Annotated in this window: 13 protein-coding genes; 8 read left to right on the top strand and 5 right to left on the bottom strand. The window is 69.9% G+C overall.

Features of this window, described 5'->3' with window-relative positions; translation table 11 throughout:
• Nucleotides 1–175: 175 nt before the first annotated feature.
• The 4 genes from MRB47_RS04115 to MRB47_RS04100 are packed head-to-tail and all read left to right on the top strand — an operon-like array spanning nucleotide 176 to nucleotide 6227.
• The gene (locus tag MRB47_RS04115) at nucleotides 176–814 is read left to right on the top strand and encodes a DUF2760 domain-containing protein (RefSeq protein ID WP_011806789.1); all 639 of its coding nucleotides are present in this window, start codon (nucleotides 176–178) and stop codon (nucleotides 812–814) included.
• 8 nt (nucleotides 815–822) lie between these two features.
• On the top strand, nucleotides 823–2733 hold the full coding sequence (locus tag MRB47_RS04110; protein ID WP_252101974.1) for an Hsp70 family protein: 1911 nt from the start codon (nucleotides 823–825) through the stop codon (nucleotides 2731–2733).
• Nucleotides 2734–2743: 10 nt separating this feature from the next.
• Nucleotides 2744–3337, top strand: coding sequence for an NAD(P)H-dependent oxidoreductase (locus MRB47_RS04105; protein WP_252101973.1), 594 nt, complete (start codon nucleotides 2744–2746; stop codon nucleotides 3335–3337).
• Between the two features lie 4 nt (nucleotides 3338–3341).
• Complete coding sequence (locus tag MRB47_RS04100; protein WP_252101972.1) at nucleotides 3342–6227, top strand: Hsp70 family protein; 2886 nt, start codon at nucleotides 3342–3344, stop codon at nucleotides 6225–6227.
• Nucleotides 6228–6491: 264 nt separating this feature from the next.
• On the opposite strand, the gene MRB47_RS04095 is transcribed toward MRB47_RS04100, so the two are convergent.
• A complete protein-coding gene (locus MRB47_RS04095) occupies nucleotides 6492–7958 on the bottom strand; it encodes a trypsin-like serine peptidase (protein ID WP_252101971.1) in 1467 nt (488 codons plus the stop codon).
• 22 nt (nucleotides 7959–7980) lie between these two features.
• A complete protein-coding gene (ruvA, locus tag MRB47_RS04090; RefSeq protein ID WP_252101970.1) occupies nucleotides 7981–8553 on the bottom strand; it encodes a Holliday junction branch migration protein RuvA in 573 nt (190 codons plus the stop codon).
• A gap of 56 nt (nucleotides 8554–8609) precedes the next feature.
• Here ruvA and MRB47_RS04085 point away from each other — a divergent pair, with 56 nt between their 5' ends.
• The 3 genes from MRB47_RS04085 to MRB47_RS04075 all read left to right on the top strand — a co-directional run bounded on the left by MRB47_RS04085 (nucleotide 8610) and on the right by MRB47_RS04075 (nucleotide 11039).
• Nucleotides 8610–9563, top strand: a complete 954-nt coding sequence (locus MRB47_RS04085) for a PhoH family protein (protein WP_041838940.1) — start codon at nucleotides 8610–8612, stop codon at nucleotides 9561–9563.
• A gap of 65 nt (nucleotides 9564–9628) precedes the next feature.
• On the top strand, nucleotides 9629–10087 hold the full coding sequence (gene ybeY, locus MRB47_RS04080; protein ID WP_011806796.1) for an rRNA maturation RNase YbeY: 459 nt from the start codon (nucleotides 9629–9631) through the stop codon (nucleotides 10085–10087).
• A gap of 175 nt (nucleotides 10088–10262) precedes the next feature.
• Nucleotides 10263–11039 (top strand): sulfite exporter TauE/SafE family protein, encoded by a 777-nt coding sequence (locus tag MRB47_RS04075; RefSeq protein ID WP_011806797.1) that lies wholly within the window; start codon nucleotides 10263–10265, stop codon nucleotides 11037–11039.
• A gap of 26 nt (nucleotides 11040–11065) precedes the next feature.
• Here MRB47_RS04075 and dbpA read toward each other — a convergent pair whose 3' ends face one another.
• The 3 genes from dbpA to MRB47_RS04060 are packed head-to-tail and all read right to left on the bottom strand — an operon-like array spanning nucleotide 11066 to nucleotide 13905.
• A complete protein-coding gene (gene dbpA, locus MRB47_RS04070) occupies nucleotides 11066–12475 on the bottom strand; it encodes an ATP-dependent RNA helicase DbpA (protein WP_252101969.1) in 1410 nt (469 codons plus the stop codon).
• Nucleotides 12476–12484: 9 nt separating this feature from the next.
• A complete protein-coding gene (gene dtd, locus MRB47_RS04065; protein ID WP_252101968.1) occupies nucleotides 12485–12949 on the bottom strand; it encodes a D-aminoacyl-tRNA deacylase in 465 nt (154 codons plus the stop codon).
• Entirely contained in the window at nucleotides 12946–13905 is a 960-nt protein-coding gene (locus MRB47_RS04060) for a cation diffusion facilitator family transporter (protein ID WP_252101967.1), read from the bottom strand. Before MRB47_RS04060 ends, dtd begins: the two co-directional genes overlap by 4 nt.
• Before the next feature lie 131 nt (nucleotides 13906–14036).
• Between MRB47_RS04060 and MRB47_RS04055 the strand changes: the two genes are divergently transcribed.
• Entirely contained in the window at nucleotides 14037–16127 is a 2091-nt protein-coding gene (locus MRB47_RS04055) for a putative bifunctional diguanylate cyclase/phosphodiesterase (RefSeq protein ID WP_252101966.1), read from the top strand.
• Nucleotide 16128 lies beyond the last annotated feature (1 nt).

The raw sequence follows: 16128 nt of genomic DNA, 5'->3' as shown, positions 1-16128 counted from the left end.
AGCCGGGCCGCGCCGCCACCCCGCGCGGGCCAGGGATAGCCGCCTTTCGGTAACATCGCCGCCTTCGCGCGCCGCGCGCGGGCGAGCCCCGTCCCCCTCCCGGACCACTCGAACGCCGCACCCGCCCCTGTGCGCCGCGCCGCCTCGGCCCGGCGCCCCCTTGCAGCGACAGCCCATGAACACTCCAGCACACCCCTCCTTCCTGAGCCGCATGGCCATCGCCATCGGCAGCTTTTTCGCCATCCTGGGCAACGGCCGCCTGGCCGCCGACATCCAGCGCCTGCGCGCGGGTGAAGCGCTGGCCGCCGACGTGGCGCCGCCGGCTCCCCAGGCAGTGCGGGTGGAAGTGCCCGTGGAGACAATCGTGGAGAAGATCGTCGAGGTCCGCGTGGAGGTGCCCGTCGAGAAAGTGGTGGAAAAGCGCGTCGAAGTCGCCACCGACACCGCCGCGCTGCAGCTGCTGGGCCTGCTGCAGCGCGAGGCGCGCCTGGTGGACTTTCTGCAGGAAGACGTGGCGCCCTACTCCGATGCCGAGATCGGCGCCGCCGCGCGCGTGGTCCACGAGGGCTGCCGCAAGGTGCTGCGCGAGCATTTCACCATCGAGGCCGTGCGCCCCGAGGGCGAGGGCAGCCACGTCACCCTGCCGGTCGGCTTTGACGCCACGGCCGTGCGCCTCACGGGCAATGTGCTCGGCCAGGCGCCGTTCACGGGCCAGCTGACCCACCGCGGCTGGAAGGCGACCGCCGTGCGCCTGCCGCAGCTCACCGACCCGCGGGCCGCCGCCGTGCTGGCCCAGGCCGAGGTGGAGCTGTGAACGCGGATATGCTCAACGCTCCTGAAACCATAGCTGCCAGCGCTTACCCTGCAAGCGCTACAGGCAAAAACAACGCCCAGTACAGCATCGGCATCGATCTGGGCACCACGCACTGCGCGCTGTCGTACGTGGACCGGCACGCCAGCGACGGCGACACCGTCGTGCAGCAGGTGCTGGATATTCCGCAAGTCACCGGACCGGCCAGCGTGGAGGCGCGGCCGCTGCTGCCCTCCTTCTTGTACCTGCCGCACGAGAGCGAGCTGAGCGCCGCCGACACCGCGCTGCCCGGTGGCGGCGCAGGCCAGGACGGCGTGGTGGGCGAGCTGGCGCGCACGCGCGGCGCGGCCACGCCGATCCGCCTGGTGTCCAGCGCCAAGAGCTGGCTGTGCCACCCGGGCGTGGACCGGCGTGCGCCCATCCTGCCGCCCGATGCGCCGCCGGAGGTGCCGCGCGTGTCGCCCCTGGCCGCATCGGCGCGCTACCTGTCGCACCTGCGCTGGGCCTGGAACCAGGCCCACCCCGAGGCGCCGCTGGAGCAGCAGGACATCACCGTCACCATTCCCGCATCGTTCGACCCGGCCGCGCGCGAGCTGACGGCCGAGGCCTGCCGCGCCGCCGGCCTGGAGCGCCTGACGCTGCTGGAAGAGCCCCAGGCCGCGCTGTACAGCTGGATCCAGGCCAGCGGCGGCGGGTGGCGCAAGCAGGTCGCCAGCGGCGACGTCATTCTGGTGGTGGACGTGGGCGGCGGCACCACGGACCTGTCGCTGATCGCGGCGCTGGAGAAGGACGGCGCCCTGGAACTGCAGCGCGTGGCGGTGGGCGAGCACATCCTGCTGGGCGGCGACAACATGGACCTGGCCCTGGCCTATGGCGTGGCGCGCAAGCTGGCCCAGGAGGGCAAGCCGCTGGACGCCTGGCAGACCCGCGCCCTGGCCCATGGCTGCCGCGCAGCCAAGGAGCTGCTGCTGGCCGACGAGGCGCTGCCATCCGTGCCCGTGGTCGTCCCCAGCCGCGGCAGCAAGCTGATCGGCGGCAGCATCCGCACCGAGGTGACGCGCGCCGAAGTGCAGGCGGTGCTGGTCGAGGGGTTCTTCCCGCAGGTGGCCGTGGGCGACAAGCCGCTGACCCGCGCGCGCGGCGCGCTCACGCAACTGGGCCTGCCCTACGCGCAGGACGCGGCCGTCACGCGCCACCTGGCGGCCTTCCTGTCGCGCCAGCTGGATGCCACGGCACAGATCCCTGGCCTGGCCGGCAGGCAAGCGGGGGGCGCCAGCTTCCTGCACCCCACGGCCCTTCTGTTCAACGGGGGCGTGCTGAAGGCCCCCCAGATCGCTGAGCGCATCGTCGGTGTCATCAACGGCTGGCTGGCTGCCGAGGGCGCCGTCCCGGCCCGGCTGCTGGAAGGCGCTCAGCTGGACCTGGCCGTGGCACGCGGCGCGGCGTACTTCGGCCATGTCACTGCGGCGGGGCGCGGCGTGCGCATCCGCGGCGGCACGGCGCAAAGCTACTACGTGGGCGTGGAGAGCAACATGCCCGCCATTCCCGGCATGGAGCCGCCCCTGAGCGCCCTGTGCCTGGCGCCGTTCGGCATGGAGGAAGGCACCGAGGTCGCGCTGCATGCCCAGGAATTCGGCCTGGTGGTGGGCGAGCCGGTGCGGCTGCGCTTCTTCGGCTCCAGCGTGCGCCGCGGCGACACCGTGGGCACGCTGCTGGACTTCTGGGGACCCGAAGAGCTGGTGGAACTGCAGGAGATCGAGGCCCACCTGCCCCCCGAGGGCCGCACGCCCGGCGAGGTCGTACCCGTCACCCTGCACGCCCGCGTGACCGACATCGGCACGCTGGAGCTGAGCGCCGTGCCCGTGGGAGGCCATGAGCGCTGGAAGGTGGAGTTCGACGTGCGCGCCCAGACACAGGCCTGACGCCAGCGCCATGCACTGCTTGGTCGTCATCGCGCATCCGCTGGAGGACAGCCTGTGCCATTCGCTGGCGCAGGAAGCCATCCGCACCCTCACCGCCGCAGGGCACACGGTGCAGGTGGAGGACCTGTGCCGCACGGGATTCGCGCCCGCGCTCACGGCGGCGGAGCGCCGCAGCTACTACGGCACGGCCTTCGACGGCGGCGCCGTGCAAGCGCAGATCGACCGGCTGCTGCTGGCTGAGGCGCTGGTGCTGGTCTTTCCGACCTGGTGGTTCGGCTTTCCGGCGGTGCTCAAGGGCTGGTTCGACCGCGTATGGGCGCCCGGCGTGGCTTACGACCATGCGAGCGACCTGGGGCCCATCCGCCCCCGCCTGCACCGGCTGCGCAGGACACTGGCCATCACCACGCTGGGGTCGCCCTGGTGGGTGGACCGGCTGGTGCTGCGCCGGCCTGTGCGGCGCGTGCTCAAGACCGCGCTGCTGGGCACCTGCGCGCCACGCAGTGCCTTCGACATGCTCTCGCTCTATGGCGCCGAGCGCCTGTCCGCCGCCCAGGTGCAGCGGTTCAACGCGCGCATCGCACGCGCGCTGTCTTCATGGGCTTAGCCGGGTGAAGCGCTACATCGTCGGCATCGACCTGGGCACCAGCCACACCGCCTGCGCCTATGCGCCGCTGGAAGGCCGCGCGGCGGACATCGCACTGCTGCCCATCCCGCAGCGCCTCGCGGCGGGCGAGGTGCAGGCGCAGCCGCTGCTGCCCTCGGCGCGCTACCAGGCGGCACCCGGCGAGTTGGGCGAGGCGTGGCGACAGCCCTGGCCGCCCCTGGAGGCCACGGACGACGCACCCGCCACCCTCGGCCGCTGGGCACGCGACCTGGGTGCAGCCGTGCCAGGGCGGCTGGTGGAAAGTGCCAAAAGCTGGTTGTCCCACCCAGGCGTGGACCGCACGGCGCCCATCCTGCCCTGGGGCGCGCCGCAGGACGTGGCCCGGGTCTCGCCGGTGCAGGCCAGCGCGTCGTACCTGGCACATGTGCGCGCGGCATGGGACGCCGCCCACCCCGATGCGCCGCTGCATGCGCAAGACCTGGTGCTCACCGTGCCGGCTTCGTTCGACGAGGGCGCGCGTGCGCTCACGCTGGAAGCCGCACGCCTGGCCGGCTTGCCAGCGCTGCAGCTCTTGGAAGAGCCCAAGGCCGCATTCCACGACTGGCTGGCGCTGCAAGGCGAACAACTGGCCGCGCAATTGGCGGGCTGCCGCCTGGTGCTGGTGGTGGACGTGGGCGGCGGCACCACGGACCTCACGCTGATCCGCGTGGACACGCAGGCCGGCGGCACGCCCCGGCTGACGCGCATCGCCGTGGGAGAGCACCTGATGCTGGGCGGCGACAACATGGATCTGGCGCTGGCGCACCTGCTGGAGCCGCAGTTCGCCGGCGACGGTGGCCACCTGCCCGCCGCGCGTTTGCCCGCCGCGCGTTTGCCCGCCGCGCGTTTGCCCGCCGCGCGTTTGCCCGCCGCGCGCTTTGCCCAACTGGTGCAGCGCTGCCGGCAGGCCAAGGAGTTGCTGCTGGCCGACGGCGCCCCCGACAGCGCCGCAGTCACGCTGCTGGGCGCGGGCAGCCGCATGCTGGCGCAGACGCACACGGCCACGCTCACACGCGCGCAGGTGCTGCAATGCGTGGTGGAAGGCTTTCTGCCGCAGGTGCCGATTGGCGATCGCCCGGCGCGCCGCCAGGGTGCGCTGCGCGGGCTGGGCCTGCCCTACCCCGCCGACGCGGCCATCACGCGCCATCTGGCGCAGTTCCTGGCGCAGCACGCCGGGGGCGATTTGCCCGACACCCTGCTGCTCAACGGCGGGGTATTCCATGCGCCGGCGCTGGTGCAGCGGCTCACGGAGGTGCTTGCGCACTGGCGCGGCGCACCGCCCCGCGTGCTGCACAACCCGCATCCCGACTGGGCCGTGGCGCGCGGTGCCGCGGCGTACGGGTTGGCGCAGCATTCATCATCAAATACACACACAGCCCAGTCAGAACAAGCGCCAGCAGCTCCTAAAACCATAGTCCCACGCATCGGCGGCGGCTCGGCGCGCAGTTACTGGCTGGTACTGCCGGGCAAGGCGGGCACTGCGCCGCAGGGCATCTGCCTGCTGCCCCGCGGCACCGAAGAAGGCGTGCGCCTGGTCCTGACGAGCCGGCGCTTCGCGCTGCGGCTGGGCCAGGCCGTGCGCTTCGCGCTGGTGGCGCGCAGCCAGGGCCAGGCGCAGGCCGGGCAGATCGCACCGCTGGAGGGCGACGGCTGGGCGGAATTGCCGCCGCTGGCCACGGTGCTGCCCGCACCCGAAGGCCGCGCCACCGCCCAGGTGGAGGTGCAGCTGCAGGCCTGCATGACCGAGGTGGGCACGCTGGAGGTGCGCTGCGTGGCAACGCAGGAGGCGGACCAATCCTGGCTGCTGCCCTTCGCCGTGCGCGGCGCGGCGGGCACCGATGGCGCTTCCAAATCGATAGCTTCCCGCACAGAACCAGAAAGCGTCAGCGGCCAAAAAGGCTCGGAGGTTAAAGCCTCACGCCTGCCCCAGGCGCTGGCGCTGATCGACCGCATCTTCGGCACCCAGGCACAGGACGTGGCGCCCAAGGAGGTGCGCCAGCTGCGCCAGTCGCTGGAAAAACTCCTGGGCCCCCGCGTCGGCTGGGACGTGGCCTTGCTGCGCGCGCTGTTCGATGCATTGCTGGCGCGTGCGCGCCGCCGCCGGCGCACGCCCGAGCATGAACGCACGTGGCTCAACCTGGCAGGCTGGTGCTTGCGCCCGGGGGTGGGCGCCGAGCTGGACGCGTGGCGCATCGCGCAGGTCTGGCAGCTCTATCCCCCGGGCCTGGGCCACGGCCAGGACGCCGCCAACTGGACCGAATGGTGGGTGTTCTGGCGCCGTGTGGCCGCGGGTCTGGACGAGGCGCAGCAGATGCAGGTGCTGGAAGCGGTGGCCGGCTGCATGCAAAAGACCGTGCAACGCAGCCAGGGCAAGGCCGCGTGGGGCAGCTACGACGACATGCTGCGCCTGTTCGCCGCCATGGAGGCCGTGCCCTGGCAGTACCGCCAGGAAATGGGCCAGTGGATGCTGCAGCGCCTGCTGCGGCCCGATGAGTCCGCACAGACCTGGTGGGCCATCGGCCGCCTGGCCGCGCGCCAGCCGCTGGCAGCCAACGCCCACCGCGTGATGCCGCCCGAGGCCGCGGCCGAGTTTCTGCATGCCACGCTGCGCGAGGACTGGCGCCACAACGAGCATGCCCTGTTCGCCGCCGTGCAGATCGCCCGCATGACCGGCGACCGCGCCCGCGACCTGCCCGACGCTCTGCGCACCGAAGTGCTGGAAAAGATGCGCGCCACCCACGCGCCCGCACGCTGGATCGCGCTGGTGGAACAGCCCACGGCCATGGAGGCCGAGGACCAGCAGCGCAGCCTGGGCGACAGCCTGCCGCCCGGGCTGGTGCTGGTGGGTTAGGGCCTGTTCACACTATTTTTGCCAGATGCGTTGCGATCAAAAAGGGCCAGGCGCAAGGCGCCAAACGAAGCTGGGGTGCTACCCCAGCGAGGCTTGGCAACGCCGCGAATGGCCCTTTTTGATCGCAACCCGGAGGGAACGGAGTGAAAACCGCGCCACGCGTCGTTGCCCTCCTAGCCAAGGCCCCGGCCTTGGCGTCGTCACGCGCCTAGATTGGCGCGGTTTTCACGCCATTCGCACTGGCAAAAATAGTGTGAACAGGCCCTAGTTGGCCGCCGTCGGATTCAGCCAGCGCCGCAGCGCCGTGCGGTAGCTGGTGTCGAAACGACCGTAATAGTCCACGCCGTCGCGCGCAGCGCAGCTGGCGGTTCCGCCCAGAAGCTGGCCCACCACATAGCGGCGCTCGCCAAACGTCACGAACGCGGCCGAGCCGCTGCTGCCGCCCTCCGTCGTGCCCTCCTGCCAGCCCAGCGTAAGGAAGGTGCCGTCGTCCGCATTACTGGAACGGCAACTGTTGTCCACGCACGTGCTGTAGCGCTGCACGGAGCCCAGGCTGACCTTCTGCAGATCGCCCTGGGGATGGTGCACACCCGCCAGCGCCGTGCCAACGCCCACCCCGCCAAAGTACGAGCCTGCATAGACGATGCCGGCAGGCGCCTGGCTGTTGAGCTGCATGAAGGCCGTGTCCGTGGTGGCCGACGCGTGCAGCAGCGCCGCACCGCCGGTGACGCGCACGGTGGCGGGGTTCACGGTGGCGGTGCCGCAGGTGCTGGAACGGTAGAACCAGTCCGTGGTGAGCGTGGACGCCACGGACTGCGTGGAAATGCAATGGTTGGCGCTCAGGAAGTAGGGCGTACCGCTGGACGCCGCATCGTTGAGCAGCGTGCCGGTGCACAGGTAGCTCTTGCCATCGTCGCGCACAAAGATCATGCGCGCCACCGAGCGGCTCTGGTCGTTGAACTCCGGCCGGCAGGTCGCGTCCACGTTGCAACTGCCCGACTCGCCCACCTTCTGGGCAAAGGCCTGCTCGGCCTGTGCGGGCGCCAGCGTGAAATGCGACAGCCGCGGCACGGACAGCCGGACGGCCGCTGGCGAGGCCGCAGCGGGAATCTCCACTTCCAGTGTGGTCTGCGGGCCGCTGAAGTCCGGGCTCCAATAGGTGCGCGCGGTGGTGTCATCCGCACCGCCACGCGCATTGCGCGCGGCCATGTCCTGCAGCTCGGACGCGCGCACCTCCATGGCCCCCGCTCCCTGCTCGCCGTAGAAGCGCAGCACCGCGCCCTCGGGCAGCGACTGCACGAGCACGCCCAGACGCACGCCATACGCTCCGTCGGCCGTGAAGCGCAGCGCTGCGGCCTGCGTGCCCCGCGCCGTCGGTTGCCAGCGCAGCAGGGCCGCAGTGGCCGCGACGGTGGCGGTGTCCGCCACGCTGCGCGCCTCGCCGATCTGCAAGGGCGTTCCGGGAGTGGCGGAGACCACGCCCTTCACGGCCGTGAGCGCGCCGAGGGCGATGGTGCGGGTTGCCTGCGCACTGACGACCGGGCTCACCGGCTGCTGCGAGGTGGCCACCTTGGCCGTGCCGCTGGGGTCGTAGGGCTCGATGCGGTCGCCCGCCACCGGAGGCGCAGGAGAGGGAATGTCGTTGCCGCCGCCACCTCCACCGCAAGCGGACAAGGCCAGCACCAGGGGTATCGCGGCCCATTGCGCCGCAGTTGTTGTCAGTAATTGCATTGCTCTCTCCTCTACGTAAGAACTATTTGGATAGCGACTTCAGCGCCAGCTTGATCCCCTCGCTCACTCCCACATCCGCCGGCAGCGCCTTGAGCGCAGCGGCGGCCTCCTTGTCGTTATAGCCCAGGGCCAGCAGCGCCTGCAGGATGTCGGCCTGGTTGTCGTTGGCCGCATGCGCGCGCACGCCGACGTCCGTGCCCAGCTTGCCTTTCAGCTCCAGCAGCAGCCGCTCGGCGGTTTTCTTGCCGATGCCCGGCACTTTGACCAGGCGCCCTGCTTCCTGCAGCGAAACGGCCTGCGCCAGGTCCGCCACGCCCATGCCCGAGAGGATGGACAGCGCTGTGCGCGGCCCCACGCCGCTGATCTTGATGAGTTCGCGAAACGCCTGGCGCTCCTGCGCCGTACCAAAGCCGTACAGCAGCTGCGCATCCTCGCGCACGATGAACTGCGTGAGTAGGCTCACCCGCTCACCCACAGCGGGCAGGTTGTAGAAGGTGCTCATGCTGACCTGCACCTCGTAGCCCACGCCGTGGCAGTCCACCAGCACCTCGGGGGGGTTCTTTTCCAGCAGCGTGCCGGTCAATTTGCCTATCATGGATGTCCTTTGCCGCGCCGGACACCCGCCGCGGAACTTCGACCGGAATTATCAGCGTGATCCTGCGCCACACCTTCACCCCCCATAACAACACGCGCCTGACCCATCTGTGCGGCCCTGCCGATGTGCACCTGCGCACCATCGAGGCGGCGCTGCAGGTCTCCATCGCCCACCGGCACGAGCAGTTCAAGGTGGACGGCCCCAAGGCCAAGGCCACGCAAGCCATGGAGTTGCTGCAGGCGCTGTACGAGATGGCGGATCGCCCCATCAAGGAAGAACACCTGCAGCTCATGCTGGCCGGCGACGCCAGCATGCAGGGCGATGACGAAGCCAGCGCCATCCAGCTCACCACGCGCCGCGCCGACCTGCGCGCGCGCACGCCCACGCAGGCCACCTACCTGGAAAACATCGCCACGCACGACATCACCTTCGGCATCGGGCCGGCGGGCACCGGCAAGACGTACCTGGCCGTGGCCTGCGCGGTGGATGCGCTGGAGCGCAGCAGCGTGCAGCGCATCGTGCTCACCCGCCCGGCCGTGGAAGCTGGTGAGCGCCTGGGCTTCCTGCCGGGCGACCTGACGCAGAAGGTGGACCCGTACCTGCGCCCACTGTATGACGCGCTGTACGACCTGATGGGCTTTGACCGCGTGCAGAAGGCCTTCGAGCGCAATGCGCTCGAGATCGCGCCGCTGGCCTTCATGCGCGGGCGCACGCTGAACAACGCCTTCGTCATCCTCGACGAGGCGCAGAACACCACGCCCGAGCAAATGAAGATGTTCCTCACGCGCATCGGCTTCGGCGCGCGCGCGGTGGTCACAGGCGACGTGAGCCAGATCGACTTACCCAAGGGCGCGATGAGCGGCCTGATCGACGCCGAGCGGGTTTTGAAGCGCGTCAAGGGCATCGCCGTCACGCGCTTCACCAGCGCCGACGTGGTGCGCCACCCGCTGGTGGCGCGCATCGTGGATGCCTACGACGCGCAGCGCAGCCGCCGCGGCGCAGGCGAGTAGGCGCCGGCCAAAAGCTCATAAATTCATAGCTGCTTGCGCTTGATAGATAAGCGCTGGAGGCAAAAATGGCTTTGAACCAATTGTCCCTGTCCCTCCAATTTGCACGCGACGCGGAGGCCACCGCGCACCGCGCCACCCTGCCCCGCCACGCGGTTGCGCGCTGGATCCGCCACGCCCTGGCCGTGGATGCCGAGATCACCGTGCGCATCGTGGGCGCCGAGGAAGGCCAGCGCTTGAACCGCGAGTTCCGCCACAAGGACTACGCCACCAACGTGCTCACCTTCGACTACCAGCAAGAGCCCGTGGCCGTGGCCGATCTGGTGCTCTGCGCCCCCGTGGTCGAGCGCGAGGCCCGCGAGCAGAACAAGACGCTAGAGGAGCACTACGCCCACCTGCTGGTGCACGGCACGCTGCACGCCCAGGGCTGGGACCACGAAACCAGCGAACAGGACGCGCAGGAAATGGAGGCGTACGAGACCGCCATCCTGCAGGAGTTGGGCTTCGCGGACCCCTACGCGGCATAACTGGCAGGCGGCGCGACCGCGCAGGCGCTCGCCACCGCGGGCGCCGGGGTGCGGAAAGCTGTTTTGCGCCCAGGTCACAAACGCGCCCGTCGGTGCGGCCTAAGATGCCGCGCGACCTGCGTCCTGCAGGTCCGCCTCTCACGCGGCAACCATCTCTTAAGGGAAGAACCCACGCATGGACATCCTGGGCTGGACGACCTCCATCGGCCACTTGGCACTTCTGCTCACCGCCGCATTCATCGCCGGTGCGCTCAACGCGGTAGCCGGCGGCGGCAGCTTCCTCACCCTGCCCGCGCTGGTGTTCACCGGCGTGCCGCCCGTGGTCGCCAACGCCACCGGCACTGTGGCCTTGCTGCCCGGCTACATGGCCGGTGCCTGGGGCTTTCGGGAAGACATGCAACCGCCGCCGGGCCTGTCGATGCGCGCCGTGGTCGTGCTGTCGCTCATCGGCGGCTCGGCCGGTGCGGCGCTGCTGCTGTTCACGCCCGACGCCACCTTCCGCAAGGTCGTGCCCTGGCTGCTGCTGGCGGCCACGGCACTCTTCGCCTTTGGCCCGCAGCTGCGGCAATGGGCCGGCAAAGCCGGCCATGGCACGCCCTCGGCCCTGAAAGCCGGCGCGGGCATGCTGGCGGTGGCGGCCTACGGGGGCTATTTCAACGGGGGCCTGGGCATCCTGCTGCTGGCGCTGTTCGGGCTGCTGGGGCAGACGCAGCTCAACGCCATGAACGGCATGAAGAACCTCGTGTCGGCCCTGCTCACGGCGATTGCCGTGGCCATCTATGCCGCAGGCGGCATCGTGCTGTGGCCGCAGGCCCTGGTGATGATGGTGGCCGCCACGTTGGGCGGCTATGGCGGCGCGCGCGTGGCACGCCAACTGCCTGCGCCGGTGCTGCGCTGGGGCATTGTGGCCACGGGGCTGGTGATGGCGGGGCTGTTCTTCCTGAAGGGCTGAACCCCGCCCCCAAGGCCCCAGGCGCGCTACAGCAAGCGCGCCTTCACCATCTTGCCTTTGACGCGGCCCGCATTCAGCTTGGCGCAGGCCTGGGCCGCGATGGCGCGGTCCACGGCCACGTAGGTGGAAAAATCGTTGACGTTGATCTTGCCGATCTGCTCGCGCGCATAGCCGAAGTCGGCGCACATGGCGCCCATCACGTCGCCGGCGCGGATCTTCTCCCTGCGCCCGCCGATGATTTGGATGGTGCACATGGGTGGCTGCAGTTCGCCCCCTGCCGTGGGGGTGAGTTCATCCACCGGAAAGAACTCGCACGCACGGCCTTGCAGCAATTCGATCCTGCCCACGCTGCCCATCTCATCCATGCTGACCAGGTTCAGCGCCAGCCCCTCGGCATCGCCACGGCCCGTGCGGCCGATGCGGTGGATGTGCACCTCGGGATCGGGCGTCACGTCGACGTTGATCACGGCCGAGAGGTCGGCAATATCGATGCCGCGCGCCGCCACGTCGGTGGCCACGAGCACGCTGCAGCTCTTGTTGGCAAACTGCACCAGCACCTCGTCACGCTCGCGCTGCTCCAACTCGCCAAACAGGGCGAGGGCACTGAATCCCTGGCTCTGCAGCGCAGTCACCACGTTACGGCACTGCTGCTTGGTATTGCAGAAGGCAATGCTCGACGCAGGGCGAAAGTGCGCGAGCATGCGCGCCACCACGTCGACCTTCTCGCGTGCATCCACCTCATACCAGCGCTGCGCGATCTTGCCTGCACCGTGCTGGGCGGCCACCTTCACCATCTGGGGCGCGCGCATGAAACGCTGTGCCAGTCCCGCAATGCCGTCGGGATAGGTGGCGGAGAACAGCAGGGTCTGGCGCTCGGCCGGACACTGGCGCACCACGGTCTCAATATCGGCCAGGAAGCCCATGTCCAGCATGCGGTCGGCCTCGTCAAGCACCAAGGTCTTGAGGTTGGCGATGTCGAGCTTGCCGCGCTCCATCAGGTCCATCACGCGGCCCGGCGTGCCGACCACGATGTGGGCACCGTTCTCCAGCGAAGCAATCGCGCCGCGCGAAGGCACGCCCCCATACACAGTGACGACCTTGATGTTGTCTTGCGCACGCGCCAAGCGGCGGATCTCGGTGGCCACCTGATCGGCCAGCTCGCGCGTGGGGCACAGCACCAGGCCCTGGACGGCGAACCAGCGCGGGTTCAGCCGATCGACCATGGCCAAGCCAAAGGCCGCTGTCTTGCCGCTGCCGGTGCTGGCCTGGGCGATCAGATCACGGCCCTGCAGGCTGAAAGGCAGGCTGGCGGCCTGGATGGGCGTCATCTGCGCATAGCCCAGCTGCTGCAGGTTGGCCAGCATTTCAGGGGACAGAGGCAGCGATGAGAAGGCGGAGGCGGACGGAGCAGGCGACGCGCCTGAAGAGATGGTCATGGTCGCCAATTATCCCGGCGGCGCTATCCGCAGCGGAAGGGTCACCGGTCCGTCGTTGACCAGGTGCACCTGCATGTCGGCGGCAAAGCGGCCCGTGGCCACCATGGGGTGCACGGCGCGCGCCTGGGCGACGAAGTAGTCGTACAGCCGCTCCCCCTGCGCCGGCAGTGCCGCCTGCGTGAAGCTGGGCCGGTTGCCGCCGCGCGTGTCGGCGGCCAGGGTGAACTGGCTGACGATGAGCAGGCCGCCGCAGGTGCCCTGCCCGTCCAGGTCCTGCACGCTGCGGTTCATCTTGCCGGCCTCGTCGCTGAAGATGCGCAGCTTGAGCATTTTGGCCAGCAGTTTGTCGGCCTGCGCCTCGCTGTCGCCCTGCTCGGCGCACACCAGCGCCAGCAGCCCCGGGCCGATGCGGCCCACGATCTCGCCGGCCACTTCCACGCGCGCCTCGCGCACGCGCTGCAGCAGGCCGATCATGTGCCGGCTCCTCCCGGCGCGGCCGCCTCGGCGGTCTCGAACACCGTAGCCTGCCCTTCGGGCAGCAGTTCGATGGTGGCGCGCAGGCCGGGCACGGCCTGCATCAGGGCCTGCTCGACGGCGGTGCGCTGCTCGGCGGCATGCCCCAGCGTCCAGTGCGCGGGCACATGCATGTGCAGATCCACGTAGTTGCGCGCGCCGGCGCGGCGCGAGGTGAGGCTGTCGAAATACACCACCCCTGCGCTGGCGTGGTTGTGCTCGCCCAACACCGTGAACACGCGCGCCAGCAGGCCAGGCTCCATGGCTTCGTCCATGAGACCCTGCGAGGCGCGCCAGATCAGCGCGCCCCCTTCGCGCAGGATGTTCAACGCCACCGCGATCGCCACCAGCGGGTCCAGCCACAGCCAACCGGTGGCGCCAGCGGCCAGTAGCCCGCCCACCACGCCGATGGAGGTCCACACGTCGGTCATCAGGTGCCGCGCATCGCCTTCCAGCGCCAGCGACCGGTGCACCTGCGCCGCGCGCAGCATGCCCCAGGCCAGCAGGCCGTTGCAGGCCGTGCTCAACAGCGACAGGCCCATGCCCCAGCCCAGTTGCTCCAGCGGTTGCGGGTGCATCAGCCGCAGCACAGCCGCCCAGAGGGTGGCGATGCTGGCGCCCACGATGAGAATGCCCTCGAAGCCGGACGAGAAATATTCCGCCTTGTGGTGTCCGTAGGGGTGGTCCTCGTCCGCCGGGCGGCGCGCAATGGTCACCATGGCCAGCGCGAACATCGCGCCCGCCAGATTGACGAACGACTCCAGCGCATCCGACAGCAGGCCCACCGAGCCGCTGACCCACCAGGCCAGCGTCTTGAGCACGATGGTGAGCAGGGCCACGCCCACCGAGGCGCGCAGCAGGTTGTGGGGCGTCATCCACGCGGGAACGCTCAAGGGGCCGGAGGGTGCGGAAGGCATACAGCGATTATCCCACCGCCGTGCCGCCCTGCTGGCACACAAGCGCCCGGCGCGCCGCCGGACGCGCCTGCTCGCCAAAGGCCAGGCGTTGGGATATAAGCTCCGGGACCGACCGCCCACTGGCACTGGATATGCCCTCCCCTCGCCCCCCTGCCTCCCCCCCCCTGCCCGACCTGGGCCCCCGCGCCAGTGATGCGCTGCTGCGGCTCATCGCCGACTCGGTGCCCGTCATGCTGGCCTATTACGAATCGACCAGCCTGCGCTGCGTGTTCGCCAACCAGCGCTATGCCGCCTTCAGCGGGCAAACGGTGCAGAGCATCATCGGCAAGACGGTGCGCGAGGCGATCGGCGAAAAGGCCTGGCAGGAGATCCTGCCCTACGTGCAGCGCGCGCTGGCTGGGGAGAGCGTTCAGTACACCCGCGAATACGCCGGCCCGCAGGGGCGCGCGCATATGCTGGAGATCAGCCTGCAGCCGCACTTCGGGGTGCGCGAAGGACGCAACGCGATGGTGGGTGCATTCGTGCTCATCAACGACATCACCCACCACTGGGAGGACGAGCGCGCCGTGCGCCAGAGCGAGGAGCGCATGCGCAAGTTCGCCATCGCTACCGAGGAGGGACTTGCCTTTCACCGCGACGGGCGCATTCTGGATGCCAACGAAGCGCTGCAGCGCATGGTTGGCTATTCGCTGGCCGAGCTCGTAGGCCAATCCATCTTCGATTTCGCGCTGCCTGAGTACCGCGCGCTGGCCGTGGAATACACGCGCCGCGGCAGCGAGAAGCCCTACGAGCTCGCCATGCGCCACAAGGACGGCCGCGTGATCCCGATCGAGGTGGTGGGCAAGACCATGCCCCAGCAGGAGGGTGACTACCGCGTGGTGGTGGTGCGCGACATCACGGCGCGCAAGCAGGCGCAGGAGCAGGCGCGCTTCCTGGTGCTGCATGACACGCTGACCCAACTGCCCAACCGGCGCCACCTCATGATGCAGCTGGCACGCATGGCGAGTGCCGCGCAGGAGCGGCAGACCCGCGCCGCCGTGCTGTTCATCGACCTGGACCATTTCAAGACGGTCAACGAGTCCCTGGGAAACCAGGCCGGCGACCAGCTGCTGATCGAGATGGCGCGGCGCCTGCAGGACGGGGTGAAGGCCACCGACTTCGTCGCGCGCGTGGGCGGCGACCAATTCATCGTGCTGCTGCCCGACCTGGCCAACCGCGCCGCAGCGGCCGAAGTGGCCGATGCGCTGCTGGCGCGCGTGCGCGCCGAGTTCGCCATCGGTGGCACGCCGCTGTCGCTGTCACCCTCCATCGGCATCAGCGTCTTTCCGGACGACGGCTACAGCCCCGACGACCTGCTGCGGCGCGCCGACGCGGCCATGCACCACACCAAGGAAAGCGGGCGGGGCACGCGCATGTTCTATGAACCGGGCATGGAAGGCCAACCCACGGAGCTGCTGCAGCAAGAGCACCTGCTGCGCGAGGCCGTGTTCCAAGGGGCCTTCGCACTGCACTACCAGCCCCAGGTGCGGGTGGCCGACGGCCGGCTGGTGGGCTTTGAGGCGCTGGTGCGTTGGCGACACCCGGTGCGCGGCCTCGTGGGGCCGGATGAGTTCATTCCGCTCGCCGAATCGCGCGGGCTCATCACGCCCATCGGCCGCTGGGTGTTGCACGAAGCCTGCCGCCAGCTCAAGGCATGGCACGACGAAGGGCTGCCCCGGGTGCCGGTGGCGGTGAACCTCTCAGCTATCGAGTTCCGCCAGCGCGACGTGGTGGGCGAGATCGCCCAGGTGCTGCAGTCCGCGGGGCTCGCACCGCAGTACCTGGAGGTGGAGATCACCGAATCCGCCCTCATGCAGCAGGCCGACCACACGCGCACCACCCTGCAGGCCCTGCAGGCCCTGGGCGTTGCCGTAACGGTGGACGACTTCGGCACGGGCTACTCGTCGCTGGCCTACCTCAAACGCTACCCGCTGGACAAGATCAAGGTGGACCGCTCCTTCGTCACCGACACGCCTGCCGACAGCGAAGACGTGGCCATCGTCACCGCCATCATCCAGCTCGCGCACAGCCTGCAGCTGCAGCCCGTGGCCGAAGGCGTGGAGACCGCGGAGCAGCTCGCGCTGCTGCAGCGCCTGGGCTGCGAACTGGCGCAGGGCTTTGGCATCGCACCGCCCATGGATGCGCAGCGCGCCCGCGAGTGGCTGCGCGCCCGGGCCGAGTGAG

Origin of the sequence: Diaphorobacter sp. LI3 (assembly GCF_022807955.1) — a bacterium.
GTDB classification, from domain to species: domain Bacteria; phylum Pseudomonadota; class Gammaproteobacteria; order Burkholderiales; family Burkholderiaceae_C; genus Diaphorobacter; species Diaphorobacter nitroreducens.
Note: the sequence above shows the minus strand (reverse complement) of the source record. Positions and strands in the feature narration are given on the sequence as shown.

Bases quoted from the DNA above. Each gene is read 5' to 3' on its own strand.
- MRB47_RS04115 (WP_011806789.1), top strand. From the start codon at position 176: ATGAACACTCCAGCACACCCCTCCTTCCTGAGCCGCATGGCCATCGCC.
- MRB47_RS04110 (WP_252101974.1), top strand. From the start codon at position 823: ATGCTCAACGCTCCTGAAACCATAGCTGCCAGCGCTTACCCTGCAAGC.
- MRB47_RS04105 (WP_252101973.1), top strand. From the start codon at position 2,744: ATGCACTGCTTGGTCGTCATCGCGCATCCGCTGGAGGACAGCCTGTGC.
- MRB47_RS04095 (WP_252101971.1), bottom strand. From the start codon at position 7,958: ATGCAATTACTGACAACAACTGCGGCGCAATGGGCCGCGATACCCCTG.
- ruvA (WP_252101970.1), bottom strand. From the start codon at position 8,553: ATGATAGGCAAATTGACCGGCACGCTGCTGGAAAAGAACCCCCCCGAG.
- ybeY (WP_011806796.1), top strand. From the start codon at position 9,629: ATGGCTTTGAACCAATTGTCCCTGTCCCTCCAATTTGCACGCGACGCG.
- MRB47_RS04075 (WP_011806797.1), top strand. From the start codon at position 10,263: ATGGACATCCTGGGCTGGACGACCTCCATCGGCCACTTGGCACTTCTG.
- dbpA (WP_252101969.1), bottom strand. From the start codon at position 12,475: ATGACCATCTCTTCAGGCGCGTCGCCTGCTCCGTCCGCCTCCGCCTTC.
- dtd (WP_252101968.1), bottom strand. From the start codon at position 12,949: ATGATCGGCCTGCTGCAGCGCGTGCGCGAGGCGCGCGTGGAAGTGGCC.
- MRB47_RS04060 (WP_252101967.1), bottom strand. From the start codon at position 13,905: ATGCCTTCCGCACCCTCCGGCCCCTTGAGCGTTCCCGCGTGGATGACG.
- MRB47_RS04055 (WP_252101966.1), top strand. From the start codon at position 14,037: ATGCCCTCCCCTCGCCCCCCTGCCTCCCCCCCCCTGCCCGACCTGGGC.